A 17,313-nucleotide genomic window follows, 5' to 3' on the forward strand; every position below is an offset into this window, starting at 1 on the left:
AGGAGAGGGCAAGCAAATGGGGTTGTAAAGAACGTCATGTCGAGCGTAGCCGAGACATCTCGCGTGCCACCACTAAATCAATAGGTCAACGATGCGAGCGAGATGTTTCGGCTACGCTCGACATGACGTTCTACCAACAGCAAGCGCAGCCGCGGCGTTTACCTTTGGCTCAACCTTCGTAAGTTAGGCCCCTCAATTAACTGCGCGATTTTATTTCCCACTCATACCCCAACCCATTCCCGTGGACGACCGTCACGACCAGGAAGAAATTTACTCCCAACGTATTAAAGCCGGCAAGCGCACGTATTTCTTCGACGTGAAAGCCACCCGCGGCCAGGATTACTACCTGACCATCACCGAGAGCAAGCGCCGCCAGAACGGCGACGACTCGGTCTCCTACGAAAAGCATAAAATCTTCCTCTACAAGGAGGACTTTCTGAAGTTCGTGGATGCCCTGCAGGATGCCGTAGAATACGTTCGGGAGGAATTGCTGACCCCCGAAGAAGTAGCGGAGCTCGACCGCCCGCGCGACTTCGACGACCGTGACCGACCCCGTCCGGAGTTCGAGCGGCCCGCCTTCGACCCCAACAAGAGCGAGGAGAGTTACTAAGGGTCTCTAGTTTCTGGTTGCTTGTTTCTGGTTATTTGGCGGTTCTCAAGCCAGCAACCAGAAACTAGAAACCAACAACCAGCTTGCAGCAACGCCAAACGGCGCGAATGGATTAAAGTCCGTTCGCGCCGTTTGGCGTTGCTGCAAGCTGTACCTTTGCGGCCGAATTGCCCCCAATTCACTCAATCACTCAGTCACTCATTCACTCCCAATATGGGCCTCCGCTGCGGTATCGTCGGCTTGCCGAACGTCGGTAAATCCACTCTTTTCAACGCGCTTTCGAACGCCAAGGCCGAATCGGCCAACTATCCTTTTTGCACCATCGAGCCCAACGTGGGCGTCATCACCGTGCCCGACGAGCGCCTCCAGATTCTGGAAGCCCTTGTGAATCCCAAGCGCGTGCTGCCCACCATCATCGAGTTTGTCGACATTGCCGGCCTCGTGAAGGGCGCCAGCAAGGGCGAAGGCCTGGGCAATAAATTCCTGGCCAACATCCGCGAGGTAGACGCCATCATCCACGTGGTGCGCTGCTTCGACGACCCCAACATCGTGCACGTAGCCGGCGGCGTCGACCCCGTGTTCGACAAGGACGTTATCGACACCGAGCTGCAGATTAAAGACCTGGAGAGTGTGGACAAGAAGCTGGTGAAATCGGAGCGCAGCGCCAAGGGCGGCGACGCCGTGGCCAAGAAAGAAGTGGCGGTGCTGCAGCGTTTCAAAGACGCGCTGGAAGCCGGCCAAAACGCCCGCGCCATCCAGGCTACGCCCGACGAGCTCGAAGCCGTAGCCGACCTGCAGCTGCTCACCATCAAGCCCGTGATTTACGTGGCCAACGTGGACGAAGCCAGCATTGCCAGCAACGGCAACAACCACGTAACCGCCCTGCGCGAGCACGTGAAAGCCGAAGGTGCCCAGGTGGTGCTAGTGTCGGCCGCCATCGAAGCCCAGATTGCCGAGATGGAAGACCCCGAGGAAAAAGCCATGTTCCTGGGCGAGTACGGCCTCACCGAATCGGGCCTGAACAAGCTCATTCGCGCCAGCTACGAGCCGCTCAACCTGATTACTTACTTCACCGCCGGTGTGCAGGAAGTACGCGCCTGGACCATCCATCGCGGCGATAAAGCGCCGGCCGCAGCCGGCGTTATCCACTCCGATTTCGAGAAAGGCTTCATCCGCGCCGAGGTTATCAAGCTTCCCGACTACCAGGAGTACAAGACCGAAGTGAAAATCAAAGAAGCCGGCAAAATGGCCGTGGAAGGCAAAGACTACGTGGTGCAGGATGGCGACATCATGCACTTCCGCTTCAACGTCTAGGACCACTGATTGGCACGGATTTAAGCGGATTTCACGGATTTTGTGGACGGTTCCCTAATTAAAAAAGGCTTGCCAATTGGCAAGCCTTTTTTGTGAAGTTGCTGGATGAGTAGAGGAAAGCTCGCCAGAGCTTAGCCGCGCCATCTACAAAATCCGTGAAATCCGCTTAAATCCGTGCCAATCAGTGGTCTATTTGGCCACTACCTTATACAGCATGCCTTTGCTCAGACGGTCGGACCGCTGCATGCCGTTAAGTATGGCGATTTCCTCGCGGCGGTTGGCCGGAATGCCATTGGCGGCCAGGGCCTGGTCAAGCGTTTGGGTGCCGGTGGCCGTTTTGATGCGGATTTTTTCGGACTGGCGGTTGAGCTTGCTCGCGTCGGTGAGGCGGGCGAAGCCTTGGGCTACGCTGCTGAAGGTATTGCTGTAAGACGAAAACGTAGATGGTGCCGTCAGCCCCACGATGCCGTAGTAGTTGCTGCCGTCCTGGATGACGTGAGCCAGCACGGCGGCTCCGGCCTGGCCTTGCTGGTCGGCGGCTTGCTGGCCTTGCATGGCCACAGCCGGGAAGCCGTTGATGGTGGTGCGTTGGGCGTTGGCCGATTGCAGGCCAATGGCCTTGGCCAGGCCTTGGGCGGCTTCATCGAGGAGTTGCCGCTGGCGGGCACCAGCACTATCATGGCTTTGCCGCTGGGCTCGGCCATCTGGAACTGGGAAGGGGAGTTCTGGGACTTCCAGCCCGACGGAACCGGCATGCGGAACTTCAGGTCGGGGTGGTAGAACACGCCGCCTTCTACGTAGCCCTGGCGCGGGTCGTCGCCGTAGGGCAGGCCGTCAATCATGCGCAAGTAGGAGTCGCGGCCCACGTTGGTGGCGGCCACCGGCGTTTTGCTTAGCCTGGGCGGCAAGCTTTTTAACCGTGGCGTAGCGGTCGGCCGAGTTGGGGTGGGAGGAGAGGAAGGTGGGCACGCTGGAGCCTCCGTTCTGCTGCTCGTTGCGCTGCAGGGTCTGGAAGAAGTCGGCCATCTGGCTGGCATCGTAGCCGATTTTGGTCGAGTATTTTACGCCCAGCTGGTCAGACTCTCGCTCGTCGTCGCGGCCGTATTTCAGGAACAACACGCCCAAACCCTGCTGGGCAATGCCGCCGATGGACTGCGTGATTTTGGGGGCGATAATCGAGCCCAGCAGCAAGCCAATGCCCGCGGCCGTGGAGCGGCGCTGCTGGCTCTGCCCGTGCCGGGCCGTGATGTGGCCCAACTCGTGGCCGAGTACGCCGGCAAACTGCGCCTCGCTGTTGAAGTGGGCCATGATGCCGCGCGTGAAGTACACGTGGCCGTCGGGCGTGGCAAAGGCGTTGATGATGGGCGAGTCCACGATGGTGAAGCCGTAGTCGCCGGGGCGGTCCGAGACCTTGTTCATCTGCTGGCCTTTGGTGTCAATCAGGCTTTGCAGCTTGGAATTGTTGTAGAGGCCAAATTGAGCCAGAACCTGCGGGTCGGGCTTGGGGCCTTGGGCAAAGCTGGGAATGGTGCTGATTAAGCTCAACGGCAACAGCAGCGCGGCGCCGGTACGCAAGAAGGAGAATTTCATATTCGTATATAGCTAGGTGAGCCACGCGGGATGCAGCGGCTGAGCTTGCAAACGCACCGCAGGAATCTGGGTTGCGCGGCAAGCCCGAGCGTTAGTAATCCAACATAATGCCAGTTATTTCCCGACCACTTTTATCAGCGAGCCGGCGTTCACCTGCTCGTTGAGCTGCATGCCGTTCAGGATGGCCATTTCCTCGAGGCGCTTTTCGGGCACGCCGTTGCTGCTCAGGGCCTGCGAAAGGCTGCTGCGCAGGGCCAGCTTCTTGATGCGGATGCGCTCGGGCTGGCGGTTGAGCTTGTCGGGGTCGGTGAGGCGCTTGAAGGATTCGGCCACGCTGCTGAACTGCGGGGCGTAGGTCGGGAAATCGGCCGGAGCCGACACACCGAGCAGCGCGTACAGGGTTTTGCCGTCCTGAATGATGTGGCCCAGCACTTTTACGCCCGCCACCTGCTGGCCGGTTTGCTGGTCCTGCTGCACCTGGTCAGCCACGAAGGCCAGGGCCGGGAAGCCGTTGATGGTGGTGTTGCGCGACTCGGTGGGCTGCAGGCTGAGCTGCTTGGCAATGGCCTGGGCGGCTTCTTCCAGGGTTGAGCCGGGGGCCGTCATCAGAATCAGCAGGGCTTTGCCGGCGGGGTCGGCCATTTGGAACTGCTGGGGCGTGTTTTGGCTCTTCCAGCCGGTGGGCACAGGCATCTGGAACTTCAGCTCGGGGTGGTAGAACATGCTGTTTTCCACGAAGCCCTGCTTGGGGTCTTCGCCGTACACCATGCCGTCGATGAGGCGCAGGTACTGGTCGCGATTGATGGCCAGCTTGGGGTTGCCGTTTTTCTGCTTCCAGTCGTCGGCTAGCTTGTGCACGGTGTTGTACCGGTCTTCGGGGTTGGGGTGGGTCGAGAGAAAGTCGGGTATGGCCTCGGCCTTGGACTGCTGCTGCTGGCGGGCCAGGGTCTGGAAGAAATCGGCCATTTGGCTGGCGTCGTAGCCGATTTTCGACGAATACTCCACGCCCAACTCGTCGGACTGCCGCTCATCGTCGCGCCCAAACTTCAGGAACAGCAGCTGCATGCCCTGCATGGCCTGTTCGCCAAATTGAGCCAGCCTGGGAGAGGCAATCATGGCCCCCATCAGGCCTACCTGCCCGATAATGGCGCTGGTTTGCTGCTTGGCCGAGTGGCGGGCAGTGACGTGGCCAATTTCGTGGCCCAGCACGCCGGCAAACTGCGCCTCGTTGTTGAAGTGGGCCATAATGCCGCGCGTGAAGTACACGTAGCCGCCGGGAATGGCAAAGGCGTTGATGATGGGCGAATCCACCACCCGAAAGTTGTAGGTGAGTTCGGGGCGGTGCGAGACGGCGCCCATCTGCTTGCCTTTGTCGTTGATGAACTTCTGCAGCTTATCATCCGGATACAAGCCAAACTGGGCCACTACGGCGGGGTCCGACTGCTGGCCCATGGCCAGCTCCTGTCCTTCCGATACCAGCATGACTTCTTTCTTGCCGGTGACGGGGTTGGTTGCACAGCCACTAAACAGCAGTAAAGCTACCGTGGCAAGGCTGAGGGGAAAGCGTGTTTTCATATGGGTGGGAATGCCGACCCCGGGCGTGCGGCCGGATATCGGCCGGCGCCTGGTAGGCCGCTGGTGTGCGCTAACAAACGCAACCGAACGGAGCAGGTTGTACGGCCGCCTTATTGCCGGTTGTTCACCCCCACGGTTTGGTAGCCGATGAGCAGGTCGGCGCGGGTGCCCGGCGGGCGGTAGTACACCAGCAGGTCGTACTGGTTTTCGGTTTCCTGGTGGCTGCCTTCGAAGTACACTTCGTTGGGGGCCGCGCCGCGTGCTGCCCCCACGGCAAAGCTGTAGTTGTAGTAGCCTTGCTTGAGCAGGGCGTGGCCGGTGTAAAGCTGCTTGCCCTCGTCGTAGGTCAGCTTAAACTCGTCTTTGAGCTGCCAGTCGGTGAGGGCGCCGAGCACGTACACGGGGCCGGGCGCGGGCTGCTCGGCCTTGAGCTGAAACGTCACGTCGACGTAGTCGGCGTTGGTGTCGCCGTTGCCGAACTCACGGCTTTCAAATACGCGCTGGCCGTTGGCGTCTTGGTACTGGTTGTACGCCTGCTTGGCGCGCGAGGCTTCGGGCTGCAGCGTAGCGGCCACGGGAGTAGCCTGCGGGTCGATACGCAGCACGCCAATGCCAGCGGCCTGCACCGAGCGGGTATCAAAAAACCGGTATTCGCTCAGGCCGGGAAAGGCGTTTTCGAAGCCGAAGTACTGGTACTCTAGCCGGCGCTCGGCGTCGCGCACGAAGGTGGGCCGCAGGTTGTACTTGGCGTTGTCCCAGCGGAAGTTCTGGCGCAGCACCACCTTCACTTCCGACATGGGATTGACCAGATTTACACTGGAATAGCCGATGCCAAAATCGAGCTGCTGCAGGGTGTAGCGCTCGGCTCCGCCTATCACAATACCCGGCTTGAGGGCCACCTGCACCTGGTTTTCATACACCAGCAGCCGGCGCGACACCAGCGGCACGCTGCCCGGGCTTTGCACCACCAGCAGGTAGTTGCCGCTCAGCTTCACGCCCGGGGCCCGCAGCCGGTAGTGGAAGTACGGCACCTTGGTGTTGATGCCCACCCGGTAATCGGTTACCAAAAACTCGTTTATCTCGCTCAGAAACTGCATGTCGGTGAGCACCGAGGGCTGCCAGTTGGCGTCGCAGTGTATGAGCTTGGCCGTGTAGCGCTGGCTCTGCTCGCCCAGCACGTCAAACTCCAGGGTGATGGCCTGGCTGCGGCCCAACGGCACCACCGGCGGTTGAAACACCTCGTTGGGCTGGCCCGTGGCCACGTAGCACTGCACGCTGCGCACGTCGGGCGAGTAGGTGTAGTCCTGGTAGCGCAGGGTTTTGTCGGCGTAGTATTCCGGCGCCTTTTGGGTGCCAGTGGCGGCCGGGCTGGTGCTGGTGATGGGCGTGCCGAGGGGAACGCAGGCGGTGGCGAGGAGCAGGAGGGAGGCGAAACGGGAGATGCGCATGCCGCGAAAGTAAGACCAAGCGCTTGTCAGCACTGGCAGCTGTAAGTCATCCCACAGTATATACTGCAAATAAAAATTGGATAAGTAAAATATACAGTACATTCGTGCCTTTAGGTTGAATTCTTTCTGCTTAGGTAATTCTTAAATCCATTTCACTCATTTCACTCATTTCACAATTCACATGAACAAAAAATTTACAGTTGCACTCTCTGTTGCCAGCCTTCTACTCGCGGTGGCCACCTTATCGGTTCAAGCGCAAACGAAAACGGCCACCCCGGCCCGCTACAAAGACGAGGTGGAGGCCAACCCCACGGCAGACGCCGATATCAAGGTTGTGAGCGACTACATCAACATGATGGTCGCAGGAGATGCCGCGAAAGCCCAGCTGTTGTTGGCCAGCAATTACAAAGGATACGGCCCGTCCGCGGCGGATTCGTTCAATACCGAGAAAGTAATGAGCAACTGGAAGCAAACCTATGCCACCCAAATGAATCGAAAATTGAGCTTTGTGTACGAAACATTTCGCGTGAAATCGGGCAAGCTGAAGGGCAACTGGGTTTCCATATGGGGCGACTACAGCTTCACCCAAAACGGCAAAAAGGCCGGATTCCCGGTGCAATACACCGCTCACGTTACGAACGGGAAGATTGATGCTGACCGCATTTACTACGACCGGCTGTTCGTGTTGCAAACTCTTGGCTACAAGGTAACTCCTCCTGCCGCTGCCGCTAAATAGCGCTTCATTAGGATTTAACAAAAAGCCTCGCCTACAGCAATTGCTGTAGGCGAGGCTTTTTGTTTGCCCAATAATGAGTTAAGCTCGGTCGAAACGGCCCAGATTCATCACCTTGGTCCACACCGCCACGAAGTCGGTCACAAACTTCTCCTGCGCATCCGAGCAGCCGTAGACTTCCGCCAGGGCCCGCAGCTCAGAATTGGAGCCGAAAATCAGGTCCACGCGGGTGCCGGTCCACTTCACTTGCCCGGTCTTGCGGTCCCGGCCCTGGAAGGTGTTTTGCGCATCCGACGTGGATTTCCACGTAGTGCCCATGTCGAGCAGGTTCACGAAGTAGTCGTTGGTCAACGCGCCCGGACGGGTGGTGAAGACGCCGTGCTGCGACTGGTCGTAGTTGATGTTGATGGCCCGCAAGCCGCCAAACAGCACCGTCAGTTCCGGGGCGGTCAGCGTCAGGAGCTGGGCTTTGTCGACCAGCATTTCCTCGGCCGCGGCCTTGTGATGAGGCTTCAGGTAGTTGCGGAAGCCGTCGCCCGCCGGCTCCAGCGCTGCGAAGGACACGACGTCGGTTTGCGCCTGCGAGGCATCGGCGCGGCCCGGGGTGAACGGAACCGTCACCACCTGCCCGGCTTTCTGGGCTGCCTGTTCGATGCCAACCCCGCCGGCTAATACTATCAAGTCGGCCATAGAAACCTGCTTGCCATCGGCTTGCGCGCTGTTGAACTCCCGCTGGATGCCTTCCAGCGTTTGCAGCACCTGAGCCAGTTGGGCTGGGTTGTTTGCTTCCCAATTGCGCTGCGGGGCCAGGCGCAGGCGCCCGCCGTTGGTGCCGCCGCGCTTGTCGGAGTCGCGGTAAGTAGAGGCCGATGCCCAGGCCGTGGACACCAGGCGGTACACCGACAGGCCGGAAGCCAGAATCCTGGCTTTCAGAGTGGCCACATCCTGCGCATCAACCAACGGGTGCGTAACGGTCGGAATGGGGTCTTGCCAGAGCAGCTCTTCGGTGGGCACTTCGGGGCCCAGGTACCGCTCTTTGGGGCCCATGTCGCGGTGCGTCAGCTTGAACCAGGCCCGGGCAAATGCATCGGCAAACTCCGCGGGGTTTTCGTGGAAGCGCCGCGAAATGACTTCATACGCCGGGTCGGCCCGCAGGGCGATGTCGGTGGTCAGCATGAAGGGGGCGTGTTTTTTGGCCGGGTCGTGGGCATCGGGAATGGTGCCGGCGCCCCCGCCGTTCACGGGCCGCCACTGGTGCGCCCCGGCGGGGCTCTTGGTCAGCTCCCATTCGAAGCCGAACAGGTTATCGAAGTAGTCGTTGCTCCACTGGGCGGGCGTGCTGGTCCAGGCGCCTTCGAGGCCGCTGGTAATAGTGTCACCGCCGTGGCCCTGCCCGAAGCTGTTGCGCCAGCCCAAACCCATTTCTTCTATGCTGGCTCCCGCGGGCTCCTTGCCCACGTACTGGCCGGGGTCGGCGGCGCCGTGGGTTTTGCCGAAGGTGTGGCCGCCGGCAATCAGGGCCACCGTTTCTTCGTCGTTCATGGCCATGCGGCCGAAGGTTTCGCGGATGTCGCGGGCCGAGCGCACCGGGTCGGGCTCGCCGTTCGGGCCTTCCGGGTTCACGTAGATGAGGCCCATCTGCACGGCGGCAAGCGGGTTGTCCAGCTCCCGGTCCTCGGTGTAGCGCTTGTCGCCCAGCCACTCGGTTTCCGGGCCCCAGTAAATGTCCTGCTCGGGTTCCCACACGTCGTCGCGCCCACCGCCGAAACCGAAGGTCTGGAAGTTCATCGACTCCAGGGCGCAGTTGCCGGCCAGCACAATCAGGTCGGCCCAGGAAATCTTCTGGCCGTACTTCTGTTTGATGGGCCACAGCAGCAAGCGGGCCTTGTCGAGGTTGGCGTTGTCGGGCCAGCTGTTGAGGGGCGCAAAGCGCTGGGCGCCCGAGCCGCTGCCGCCCCGGCCATCGCCGATGCGGTAAGTGCCGGCGCTGTGCCAGGCCATCCGCACGAAGAACGGGCCGTAATGCCCGTAGTCGGCTGGCCACCAGTCCTGCGAATCCGTCATCAGCGCAAACAAGTCCTGCTTGACGGCATTCAAATCAAGCTGCTTGAACTCCTCGGCGTAGTTGAAATCCTTGCCCAGTGGGTTGGACAGGTCGGCGTGCTGGCGCAGGATGCTTAGCTTGAGCAGGTTGGGCCACCACTCGCGGTTGGTGCGGCCCCCGCCGGCGCTTTGTTTCACGGCGCCACTGCTAAACGGGCATTGGGCCGCGGGCTCGTTCAGTTCGTAGAGGATGGAGTTTTCGGGGGCGGGGTGCCTTGGGGGTTATGCATGTTGAAATGGCGGTTTATTTCGCCCCCTTACAATGCGTAGCTCCCCGAAAAGTTTGCGCTATCACTTGTAAATCTGTCAGGTTATTCGTCAGACGGCCGGGCTAAGATTTTGATAGCCTAGCTAGCCCATGCCAGCCCCAGGCAACGAAGCCGCAAAGAGGGTTCATTAGCCCACCCCGGCCCGCTGATGACGCATCAGAATCACTAAAACGGTTCAGGATATCCAGGCCTTTTTATCTATCATATCTCCCAGGTCACTCACGCCCAGGGTGAACATGACGATGATAATACCCAGGCCGATTTTTACGATTTTAGGAATAGCAAACCCCGTTTTCTCCTTGAGCAAAGCGTTTGCCGGAGGAAAATAAACCAAAGAGAGAAGTAGGTAAGCAATTCCCGGAACCGGATGCACCCAAAGCAAATTCGCTATGCCAATTGCGAAAACCAGCGTTGCAAATACCCACCCGATTAGGTTAAATACAATTGAGTTTTCACTCATAACATTTGAGTTATTATTCATGGCTTTTTCTTTTATGAGGTTTTGGGTGAAATGTGCATAAAGCGCAGGTAATCAGGTTATATGAATTAGTTTATGTGCGCGTAGGTCGCTCCGGATTAATTATTAAAAAGACGCCATCATCAGCTCAATCTTATTGAATAATTCGCCTACGCCTAAGGAAGCCCAGAGAATAAAAAAGCCCAAAAGCCATTTCGCAACTCTAGGAATGACAAACCCGGTTTTCTCTTTGAGGAAAACATTTAGCGGTGGGAAAAAGAAGAAAGCCAGCAGGATAATAAAAAGGCCAAAGCCGGGGTCATTTCCCCAAAATGTATTTATTACGCCGATTGCCAGCGCAACCAGGCCAAATAGCCACCCGGTTACATTCGAAATAATTGATTCGCCCCTTATGAAATTTGAGGTATTATTCATGGCTTGTTTCTCCTTTGAGATTGAAGTGAACAATTAGGGCTAGACTGGAAATGAAGCCGGTTAAATGTGGAGAACATGCCCACAGCTCCAAACCTCCTCTGCTTTTGGTGCTTCAAAAGAACTTTGTGTTTCAAAGTAAATGGAAATTTGTCAGACCACCTAACAAATCCCCAAAACTTTCTGTGTATCCGGCGGGCAACGCTTCTGCTACCAAGCTGATAACCGATGATTTAGCACCGAAAAGTGCCTATGTGCCAGAACTGCCAATGGCACGGGCTCGACGTCAGGTGGGCAAAAGAGCACAGGGGTACTTCACGCTCCGAAGCCAATCAGAACCTAAGATTAGCTCAATTGCCCAGTGCCAAAAAGCGACCGGCGCTGCTCCTATATAGGAACAGCGCCGGTCGCTTTTAGCTGCATCAAGTGTTGCCGGGGGCTACATCAGTTGCTCCCAACGTTGGGTTTGAGCAGCTAATTCTTTCTTCACGGTCTCAAATTTCAGCGTCGCGTCTTTTAGCTGCGCGGCGTTGGAGTAGATGGCCGAATCGGCCAATTGGGCCTCGTAAATGGCCAGCTCTTTCTCGAGCGCCGTGATGCGGGCTTCCACTTCGGCCAGCTCTTTGGCGGCTTTCTTGGCGTCGTTGCTGTTGCTGTTGCTGGTGTGGCTGGGCTTGGCCTCTTCCACTTTGGGCATGGGCTTGGGGGCTGAGGGGCTGGGCAGGCCAGCTTTCTTGGCGGCTTTCTCGCGGTCTTCCTGCCACTGCTCGTACTCGGCGTAGGTGCCGGGGTACTCCTTTAGCTGGAAGTCTTCGATGTACCAGATTTTGGTGGCCACATTCTCCACAAAGAAACGGTCGTGGCTGATGACGATGAACGTGCCCTGGTACTGCTCCAGGGCCTGAATCAGGATGTTGACCGACACCATGTCCAAGTGGTTGGTCGGTTCGTCGAGGAGCAGAAAGTTGGCTTCCGAAATCAGGGTTTTGGCCAGGGCCACGCGGCTTTTTCGCCGCCGCTCAGCACCTTGATTTTTTTGAACACTTCCTCGCCCGTGAACAGGAATGAGCCCAGTACCGAGCGCAGTTCCATTTCGCTGCGCTTGGAGCCGGCTTCCAGCATCTCCTGGATGATTTCGTTCTCCATGGTCAGCGACTCGGTGGTGCTGGGCGTAGAACGACATGATGACGTTGTGGCCCAGGCGGTGCTTGCCGTCGGTGGGAGCTTCGGTGCCGGCCACCAGGCGCATGAGCGTCGATTTGCCCTTGCCGTTGGCGCCGATGAGGGCAATTTTGTCGCCCCGCTCGATGTGCACGTGGGTGTCGCGGAAAATCAGCTTCTGGTCGTACTTCTTCATCACGTGCTCCATGCGCAGGATGTGCCGGCCGGGCTCCACCTTGAACTGGAACTTCATGTTAATCTTGGCCGCATCGCTGGCCACGTCCTCGATGCGCTCCAGCTTATCCAGCGCCTTCACGCGGCTCTGGGCCTGCTTGGCCTTGCTGGCCTTGGCCTTAAAGCGCTCAATGAAGCGCTCGGCAGCCCGAATCTGCGACTGCTGGTTTTCGAAAGCGCCTTTCTGAATCAGGTTGCGCTCTTCTTTTTCTTCGAGGTAGTAGGAGTAGTTGCCGGCGTAGGGCACCAGCTTGCCGCCGGTTACTTCCACGGTGGTGTTGGTGGTGCGGTCCAGGAATTCGCGGTCGTGCGATACGATGATAACCGCGCCCTCGTAGTCGGCCAGGTAGTTTTCTATCCACTTGATAGACGGCAGGTCCAAGTGGTTGGTGGGTTCGTCAAGCAGCAGGAGCGAAGGCTTCTGGAGCAGGATTTTGGCCAGCATCACGCGCATCCGCCACCCGCCCGAGAAGGTCTTGAGCGGCTTGGACAATTCCTCAGTCGTGAAGCCCAGGCCTTCGAGGATTTCCTCGGCCTGCGACTGCATGGTATAGCCGCCCAGGGCCTCAAACCGCTCCTGCATGGTGGCCAGCTTGTCGACCAAATCATCGGAATAATCGGTTTCGAACTGCACCAGAATTTCGTCGATTTTCTTCTGCAGGTCCAGTGCTTCCTCGAAGGCCTGCATGGCCACGTGCAGGATGCTCTCGTGCGTGTCGTAGCTCAACAGGTCCTGGTTCAGGAAGCCCAGGCTCACGTCTTTGCTCATCGAAATCGACCCGCCGTCGGCCTTGTATTCGCCCACCAGCAAGCGCAGCAAGGTGGATTTGCCGGTGCCGTTGAGGCCAATCAGGCCGATTTTGTCTTTGGGCTTGATGTGCAGGCTGGCGTTGTCGTAAAGCGTGCGGGAGCCAAAGTGGAAGTCGAGGTCGGAAATGGAAATCATCGGGTCTGGAGTATTCGGGCGCAAAGGTACGGCTTGCGCAATTGGCTCGGCGCCTTCAAACAGCCCAACCCTGGTTAATATTCCCTGAGCCACAAAATAAAAAGCTCAGCCGTAGCAAACTGTAGCTTCCGCCCTTATTCGTTAAGACTTGGTTCGTGCCTGCCGACGCCCGGTAGGGCCTGTGCTTTGGCAAGCGGGTGTCGGTTTACCTGGGCAGGGGCGCTTCGTCCTTGGCCTCGCTCAGCTTCTGGGCTATTTTCTGGGGCACGCCCACGTTGTTGAACAAGCCGCTCACCACGCCCTGGCGCCAGAGCGTGAACACCGAGAAGCGCGGCTCACGGGTCGAAGTCATTTCGCCGGTCACCAGCTTGCCGCCTTTGCGCGGGTTCTGGTCGCGGATGACCAGCACGTTCACCACTTTGGATTTAATGCGGCTCAATAATGACTTCTTCACTTCTTCTTCCTCCGGCTTGTAGCTGAGCAACGTCATCTGCAGGCCGGAGTATTCGGTCCAGGTTGTGCCCTTCACGCCCTGGCGGTCGGCCCGGAAATCAAACCGCATCCGGCGCACGTCGCCGCTCTTGAACTTGACGAGGCGCGTGGGCACAGTCATTGGATTGAGCATGGTGAAGGGACCGGGCCCGAAGGAGCCCCACACGTGGTGGCGGCCCTGCGGGTCAAGCAGGTACATGGTAAGCTGCACGTCGAGCCGGCACTGGTTCTGGAGATAGGTGGAGGCCGTGCCGGTGAGCGGCGTGGCGGCGGTTTGGCGCCTGGGGTCGTTGCTCAGGTTGCGGAAGCTGCTGTTGAAGCGGTTGATGCTCATCGTGCCGGTGATGGGCGTGAGCGGGCTGCGGTAGCTGGAGTACAGGTTGCCGTTTCGGATGTCGAGCCGGCGCACGTCCACTATCACCGGAAGCTTGAGCATCTCCTCGGGCGAAATTTTGGACAGGTTGGGGTTGATGGGCCCGCGGCCGTCGGAGGCGATGCGCACCACCGGGCTCTGGGCCGTGAGCCGCGCCAGGCGGAAGTCGCCGTTGCGCACCAGGCCGGCGAAGTCCAGGCCGCTGGCCGTGAGCGAGGCCAGCTTTATGGTAATGGCCGGCGCCTGGTAGCCTTTGTGCAGGTTCATGCCCACCGGCGAGTACTTGGGCGTGAGGGCCATCTGCTCGAAGCGGAAGGTCTTGGCATCGGTGTCGAAGCGCGTGCTTTGGCTCGTGGCCCGGTAATAGGGCGGGTCGAAGGGCGCCGTGACTAGGCCGGAGCCGCCCCGCCAGGCGCGGGCGTAGGCAATGCGGCTGGGCGTGCGCGCCGCCAGCGAGTCGATGCGGATGGATTTGCCCGTCAGGTTGAGCGCGAATACCTGCGGAGAATGCTTCAGGCCGTCAATCTGCACATCAGCGCTTTGCACGCGAAGTTGAGCTAAATCGGCGCGGCTCAGGAATTTCGACAGCAGCTTCCAGACCGGAGGCGGCGTCTTTTTCGGCGGCGTGAAGTTGAGCCTGGGATTGTTAACCACCAGCGAAGCTGCCCGGAAATGCTGGCGCTGCTGCAACGCTGCGGCATCAAATCCGGTCAGCGCGAGGCTTGGCAGCGTCAGGTCCACGCGTACCGCGCCGGGCTGGCCCCGGCCCGGCGCGGGCGGCCGGATGCGCACCGACCGCAAATCGAACGTGCCCGCCCGGGTAGACAGGCGCAGGCTGGCCCAGGAGAGGGCGTGGGCTGCCACAGTCGCCTGGCTTCGGCCCAGGGCCACGGTCCAGGCCTTGGCAAACAAGATGCGGCCCGCGTCGGGTGCGGCAGCCGAATCGAAGTGCAAAGCCGTGCTGGCCAACTCAATGTCTTGCACCGTGGGGGCCTCGGGAATGCCAGCTACTTTTATGTAGCCATTGCGCACGGCCAGGTGGGCCAGGTCTAGCGCCCGCAGGTACTTCAGCATGGAAGTTGAGCCGTTTGCCGAACCTTGGGCCGGTGGCGTCACGGTAAGCAGCGGCGTTTGAATCAGCAGCGAGTCGGCCCGGAAACGGCGCTGGTGCTGCAGCGCGGCCGCATCGAGCCCCGTGAGCCGAAGCCGCCGGAGCGTTAGCTCAACTTTGGGATTGGAAGAAGCTCCGGCGCCAACCGGACGGATGCGAATGGAATCGAGTTGGATGCGCTTATCTGCTGTCGACAGATGCAGGCTGGCTAGTGCGAGGCGGTGCCCGGCTATCTGCGCCTGGCTATGCAGCAGCTTCAGGTTCCAGGCGGCGGCGTAGCCCAGGCGCTGGGAATCGGCCGCGCCGGCGGCGGTCAGGTGCAGGTCGCGGGCGCTCAGGTTTGCTTGCTGAAATTGAGCCGTGGGCTGGCCGCTGGGCCGGAAGCTGGCTTGGGTGTGCAGCAGGCCGAGGTAGCCGATTTCGAAGCCTTCGACTTTGAGGGGCAACCGCTCGTGCAGAGGCTTGCCGGCGTTTTTGGTCGTGGCCTTGGCCAGGGCGAGCAGCTCAATTCGGGCCGAATCCAGCACTACGCTGTCGATGGGCACCGTGCCTTTGCGCAGGAGGGCCAGCAGGCCCACGCCGGTAATATTGAGCTGAGCTACGTCGAGCCGCACGCGGGGCAGGGTATCGGCCACGGTGGCGGCGGGGCGCAGGCGCACGTGGCGCAGGCGCACGGCGCGCTGCCACAGGCTGGTGCGCAGGCTCGCCCACCTGCAGGCGGTACTGCCCGTGGGTTTGGGTGGCTACTTGCTTCTCCAGCTTCTGGCGCAGCCAGGGTCCAGAAACTGCAGGGCTACGAATCCCAGGAGCACCAGCAGCGCCAGGGCGCCCAGCAGCCAGCGTCCCCAGCGGCGGGGCCGGGGAGGCAACGAATTACTTGGCGAGGAGGGCGCGGCAGCAGAATCGGCCGCAGTAAGCGTTTCGGACACGACAACAAGTACAAAGGCAAGGCTGGGCTTAACGGCAAATACCCCTTCAAGGATGGGGTATTGGGCTAATAAGTGGACGGAGATGGCTGATTTGCCGACCAGTAAGCCAAGTCTAAGGGTCTGAACCGCCAAAATGTTTGTCTATTCTGAGCTGGCTATATTTCTTACTTTTGGGCCATGCCCTCTCAAGACCCCATTGGCGCGGCACTGCTCGCCTCATTTCGTCAAAACTTCCTGGCGTACAAGTCGCTGGCTGACCGCGCCCTGGCCCAAATCACCGATGCGGAGTGGCTGCACGTGCCAGCGCCCGGTAGCAACAGTGCTGCCGTTATCGTGCAGCACATGGCGGGCAACCTGCGCTCCCGCTTCACCGATTTCCTGACTACGGATGGCGAAAAGCCCACCCGCCAGCGCGACAAGGAGTTTGCAGAGCCCAAAAGCGCGGCCGCCATTCCGGCGCTGCGGCTCGAGTGGGAGGCGGCCTGGCAGGTTTTGTTCACGCTGCTCGACGAGCTGCAGCCCGAGGATTTGTTGCACACAGTCACGATTAGGGGCGAGGCCCACACCGTGCTGGCTGCCGTGCAGCGCCAGGTGGCGCATTATGCCTACCACGTGGGCCAGGTGGTGCAGTTGGCCAAAACCATCCGGGGCGAAGCCTTTCACAGCCTGAGCATTCCGCGGGGGCAGAGCGAACAATTCAATCAGCAAATGCCCTTCCGCGCCAACCCGCAGGGCTCTTCTCCAGTTTAGTCCGGTATATGTACGCCATTACTTCGCTGCTCAATCCCGGCAATGCCAAGCGCATCAACCGCATTGTGAAGGGCCTGGAAACCCGCTTCGCCCTCGACGATGTGCAGGATACGCCCGACCCGCACCTGACTTACCTGCTCGCCAGCACCCGGCGCCTGAGCGACCTGAAGGCCCTGCTCCAGGAAGTGGCCGCCACCACAGCGCCTTTTTCGGCCTACACCACCGGCCTGGGCGTGTTTCCGGGCGAAAACCCGGTTATCTACGTTCCGGTGCTGCGCTCCAACGACCTGAACCTGCTGCACCAGCGCGTGCTCGACGTAACGGCCCCGCTCTGCCGGGCCAGCGGTAACTACAGCCCCGACCGCTGGCTGCCGCACCTCTCGCTGGCCCTGCACGACACCACACCCGACCTGCTGGGCCCCGTGCTGGGCTACCTCAACAAGGAAACCTACAACCTGCGCCTGAATGTGAACAACCTGGCCATTCTGTGCAAAAAAGGCGACCAGTTTTTGCGCGAGGAAGTCTTCGAGCTCACCGGCAAGCCGTAGGGGCAGTGAGCAGTGAACAGTGAACAGTTGTCAGTTAGCGGATTAAAACCTAGCCGAAAAACAATAGGCACGTCATGTTGAGCTTGTCGAAGCATCTCGCGCGCTTCGTCTGTCATCCTGAGCCTGCGAAGGACCTTCTCACGTCTGCACGAATCGTTCAGCGGTGAAAAGATGCTTCCTTCGTCAGCATGACAGACGATTGGGATTACTTGCGCGGTAAAGATGCTTCGGCAAGCTC

Annotated in this window: 15 protein-coding genes and 1 pseudogene; 5 read left to right on the top strand and 11 right to left on the bottom strand. The window is 59.7% G+C overall.

The window, feature by feature from the left end; all coding sequences use genetic code 11:
* Positions 1-241: 241 nt before the first annotated feature.
* Positions 242-610 carry a DUF3276 family protein gene (locus tag ACFQT0_RS13580; RefSeq protein WP_380203491.1) on the top strand — a complete coding sequence of 123 codons (369 nt, stop codon included), beginning with the start codon at positions 242-244 and terminating at the stop codon, positions 608-610.
* A 213-nt stretch (positions 611-823) separates the two neighbouring features.
* Positions 824-1,924, top strand: a complete 1,101-nt coding sequence (gene ychF, locus ACFQT0_RS13585; RefSeq protein WP_380203493.1) for a redox-regulated ATPase YchF — start codon at positions 824-826, stop codon at positions 1,922-1,924.
* Positions 1,925-2,113: 189 nt separating this feature from the next.
* On the opposite strand, the gene ACFQT0_RS13590 is transcribed toward ychF, so the two are convergent.
* The 5 genes from ACFQT0_RS13590 to ACFQT0_RS13610 form a co-directional block, all read right to left on the bottom strand.
* Positions 2,114-2,431, bottom strand: a complete 318-nt coding sequence (locus ACFQT0_RS13590) for a hypothetical protein (RefSeq protein WP_380203495.1) — start codon at positions 2,429-2,431, stop codon at positions 2,114-2,116.
* The gene (locus tag ACFQT0_RS13595; protein WP_380203497.1) at positions 2,377-2,805 is read right to left on the bottom strand and encodes a hypothetical protein; all 429 of its coding nucleotides are present in this window, start codon (positions 2,803-2,805) and stop codon (positions 2,377-2,379) included. The genes ACFQT0_RS13590 and ACFQT0_RS13595 overlap by 55 nt, the downstream gene beginning before the upstream one ends.
* Positions 2,759-3,514 carry a M48 family metalloprotease gene (locus ACFQT0_RS13600; protein WP_380203499.1) on the bottom strand — a complete coding sequence of 252 codons (756 nt, stop codon included), beginning with the start codon at positions 3,512-3,514 and terminating at the stop codon, positions 2,759-2,761. Before ACFQT0_RS13600 ends, ACFQT0_RS13595 begins: the two co-directional genes overlap by 47 nt.
* 114 nt (positions 3,515-3,628) lie before the next feature.
* Positions 3,629-5,089, bottom strand: a complete 1,461-nt coding sequence (locus ACFQT0_RS13605; RefSeq protein ID WP_380203501.1) for a M48 family metalloprotease — start codon at positions 5,087-5,089, stop codon at positions 3,629-3,631.
* Between the two features lie 110 nt (positions 5,090-5,199).
* Entirely contained in the window at positions 5,200-6,537 is a 1,338-nt protein-coding gene (locus ACFQT0_RS13610; RefSeq protein WP_380203503.1) for a type IX secretion system plug protein, read from the bottom strand.
* 181 nt (positions 6,538-6,718) lie between these two features.
* On the opposite strand from ACFQT0_RS13610, the gene ACFQT0_RS13615 reads away from it, so the two are divergent.
* Positions 6,719-7,273 carry a hypothetical protein gene (locus tag ACFQT0_RS13615; protein WP_380203505.1) on the top strand — a complete coding sequence of 185 codons (555 nt, stop codon included), beginning with the start codon at positions 6,719-6,721 and terminating at the stop codon, positions 7,271-7,273.
* Positions 7,274-7,351: 78 nt separating this feature from the next.
* On the opposite strand, the gene katG is transcribed toward ACFQT0_RS13615, so the two are convergent.
* From katG to ACFQT0_RS13645, 6 genes and pseudogenes are all read right to left on the bottom strand, one after another.
* On the bottom strand, positions 7,352-9,565 hold the full coding sequence (katG, locus tag ACFQT0_RS13620) for a catalase/peroxidase HPI (protein ID WP_380206017.1): 2,214 nt from the start codon (positions 9,563-9,565) through the stop codon (positions 7,352-7,354).
* Positions 9,566-9,817: 252 nt separating this feature from the next.
* Positions 9,818-10,123, bottom strand: a complete 306-nt coding sequence (locus tag ACFQT0_RS13625; protein ID WP_380203507.1) for a hypothetical protein — start codon at positions 10,121-10,123, stop codon at positions 9,818-9,820.
* A 102-nt stretch (positions 10,124-10,225) separates the two neighbouring features.
* Positions 10,226-10,567 (bottom strand): hypothetical protein, encoded by a 342-nt coding sequence (locus ACFQT0_RS13630; RefSeq protein ID WP_380203509.1) that lies wholly within the window; start codon positions 10,565-10,567, stop codon positions 10,226-10,228.
* Between the two features lie 403 nt (positions 10,568-10,970).
* Positions 10,971-12,872: pseudogene (gene abc-f, locus ACFQT0_RS13635) on the bottom strand (ribosomal protection-like ABC-F family protein).
* A 205-nt stretch (positions 12,873-13,077) separates the two neighbouring features.
* Positions 13,078-15,522, bottom strand: a complete 2,445-nt coding sequence (locus ACFQT0_RS13640; protein ID WP_380203511.1) for a hypothetical protein — start codon at positions 15,520-15,522, stop codon at positions 13,078-13,080.
* A gap of 69 nt (positions 15,523-15,591) precedes the next feature.
* Positions 15,592-15,777: a hypothetical protein gene (locus ACFQT0_RS13645; protein WP_380203513.1), complete on the bottom strand. Its 186-nt coding sequence runs from the start codon at positions 15,775-15,777 to the stop codon at positions 15,592-15,594.
* A 177-nt stretch (positions 15,778-15,954) separates the two neighbouring features.
* On the opposite strand from ACFQT0_RS13645, the gene ACFQT0_RS13650 reads away from it, so the two are divergent.
* Both ACFQT0_RS13650 and ACFQT0_RS13655 read left to right on the top strand, forming a co-directional pair.
* The gene (locus tag ACFQT0_RS13650; protein ID WP_380203515.1) at positions 15,955-16,527 is read left to right on the top strand and encodes a DUF1572 family protein; all 573 of its coding nucleotides are present in this window, start codon (positions 15,955-15,957) and stop codon (positions 16,525-16,527) included.
* Between the two features lie 8 nt (positions 16,528-16,535).
* A complete protein-coding gene (locus ACFQT0_RS13655; RefSeq protein WP_380203517.1) occupies positions 16,536-17,075 on the top strand; it encodes a 2'-5' RNA ligase family protein in 540 nt (179 codons plus the stop codon).
* Positions 17,076-17,313 lie beyond the last annotated feature (238 nt).

The sequence above is a fragment of the Hymenobacter humi genome, from assembly GCF_042665855.1.
GTDB classification, from domain to species: domain Bacteria; phylum Bacteroidota; class Bacteroidia; order Cytophagales; family Hymenobacteraceae; genus Hymenobacter; species Hymenobacter humi.

What these genes read in the sequence shown, in the direction of transcription:
- ACFQT0_RS13655 (WP_380203517.1), top strand. Translation starts at nt 16,536, where the DNA reads ATGTACGCCATTACTTCGCTGCTCAATCCCGGCAATGCCAAGCGCATC.
- ACFQT0_RS13610 (WP_380203503.1), bottom strand. Translation starts at nt 6,537, where the DNA reads ATGCGCATCTCCCGTTTCGCCTCCCTCCTGCTCCTCGCCACCGCCTGC.
- ACFQT0_RS13625 (WP_380203507.1), bottom strand. Translation starts at nt 10,123, where the DNA reads ATGAATAATAACTCAAATGTTATGAGTGAAAACTCAATTGTATTTAAC.
- ACFQT0_RS13600 (WP_380203499.1), bottom strand. Translation starts at nt 3,514, where the DNA reads ATGAAATTCTCCTTCTTGCGTACCGGCGCCGCGCTGCTGTTGCCGTTG.
- ychF (WP_380203493.1), top strand. Translation starts at nt 824, where the DNA reads ATGGGCCTCCGCTGCGGTATCGTCGGCTTGCCGAACGTCGGTAAATCC.
- ACFQT0_RS13605 (WP_380203501.1), bottom strand. Translation starts at nt 5,089, where the DNA reads ATGAAAACACGCTTTCCCCTCAGCCTTGCCACGGTAGCTTTACTGCTG.
- ACFQT0_RS13615 (WP_380203505.1), top strand. Translation starts at nt 6,719, where the DNA reads ATGAACAAAAAATTTACAGTTGCACTCTCTGTTGCCAGCCTTCTACTC.
- ACFQT0_RS13650 (WP_380203515.1), top strand. Translation starts at nt 15,955, where the DNA reads ATGCCCTCTCAAGACCCCATTGGCGCGGCACTGCTCGCCTCATTTCGT.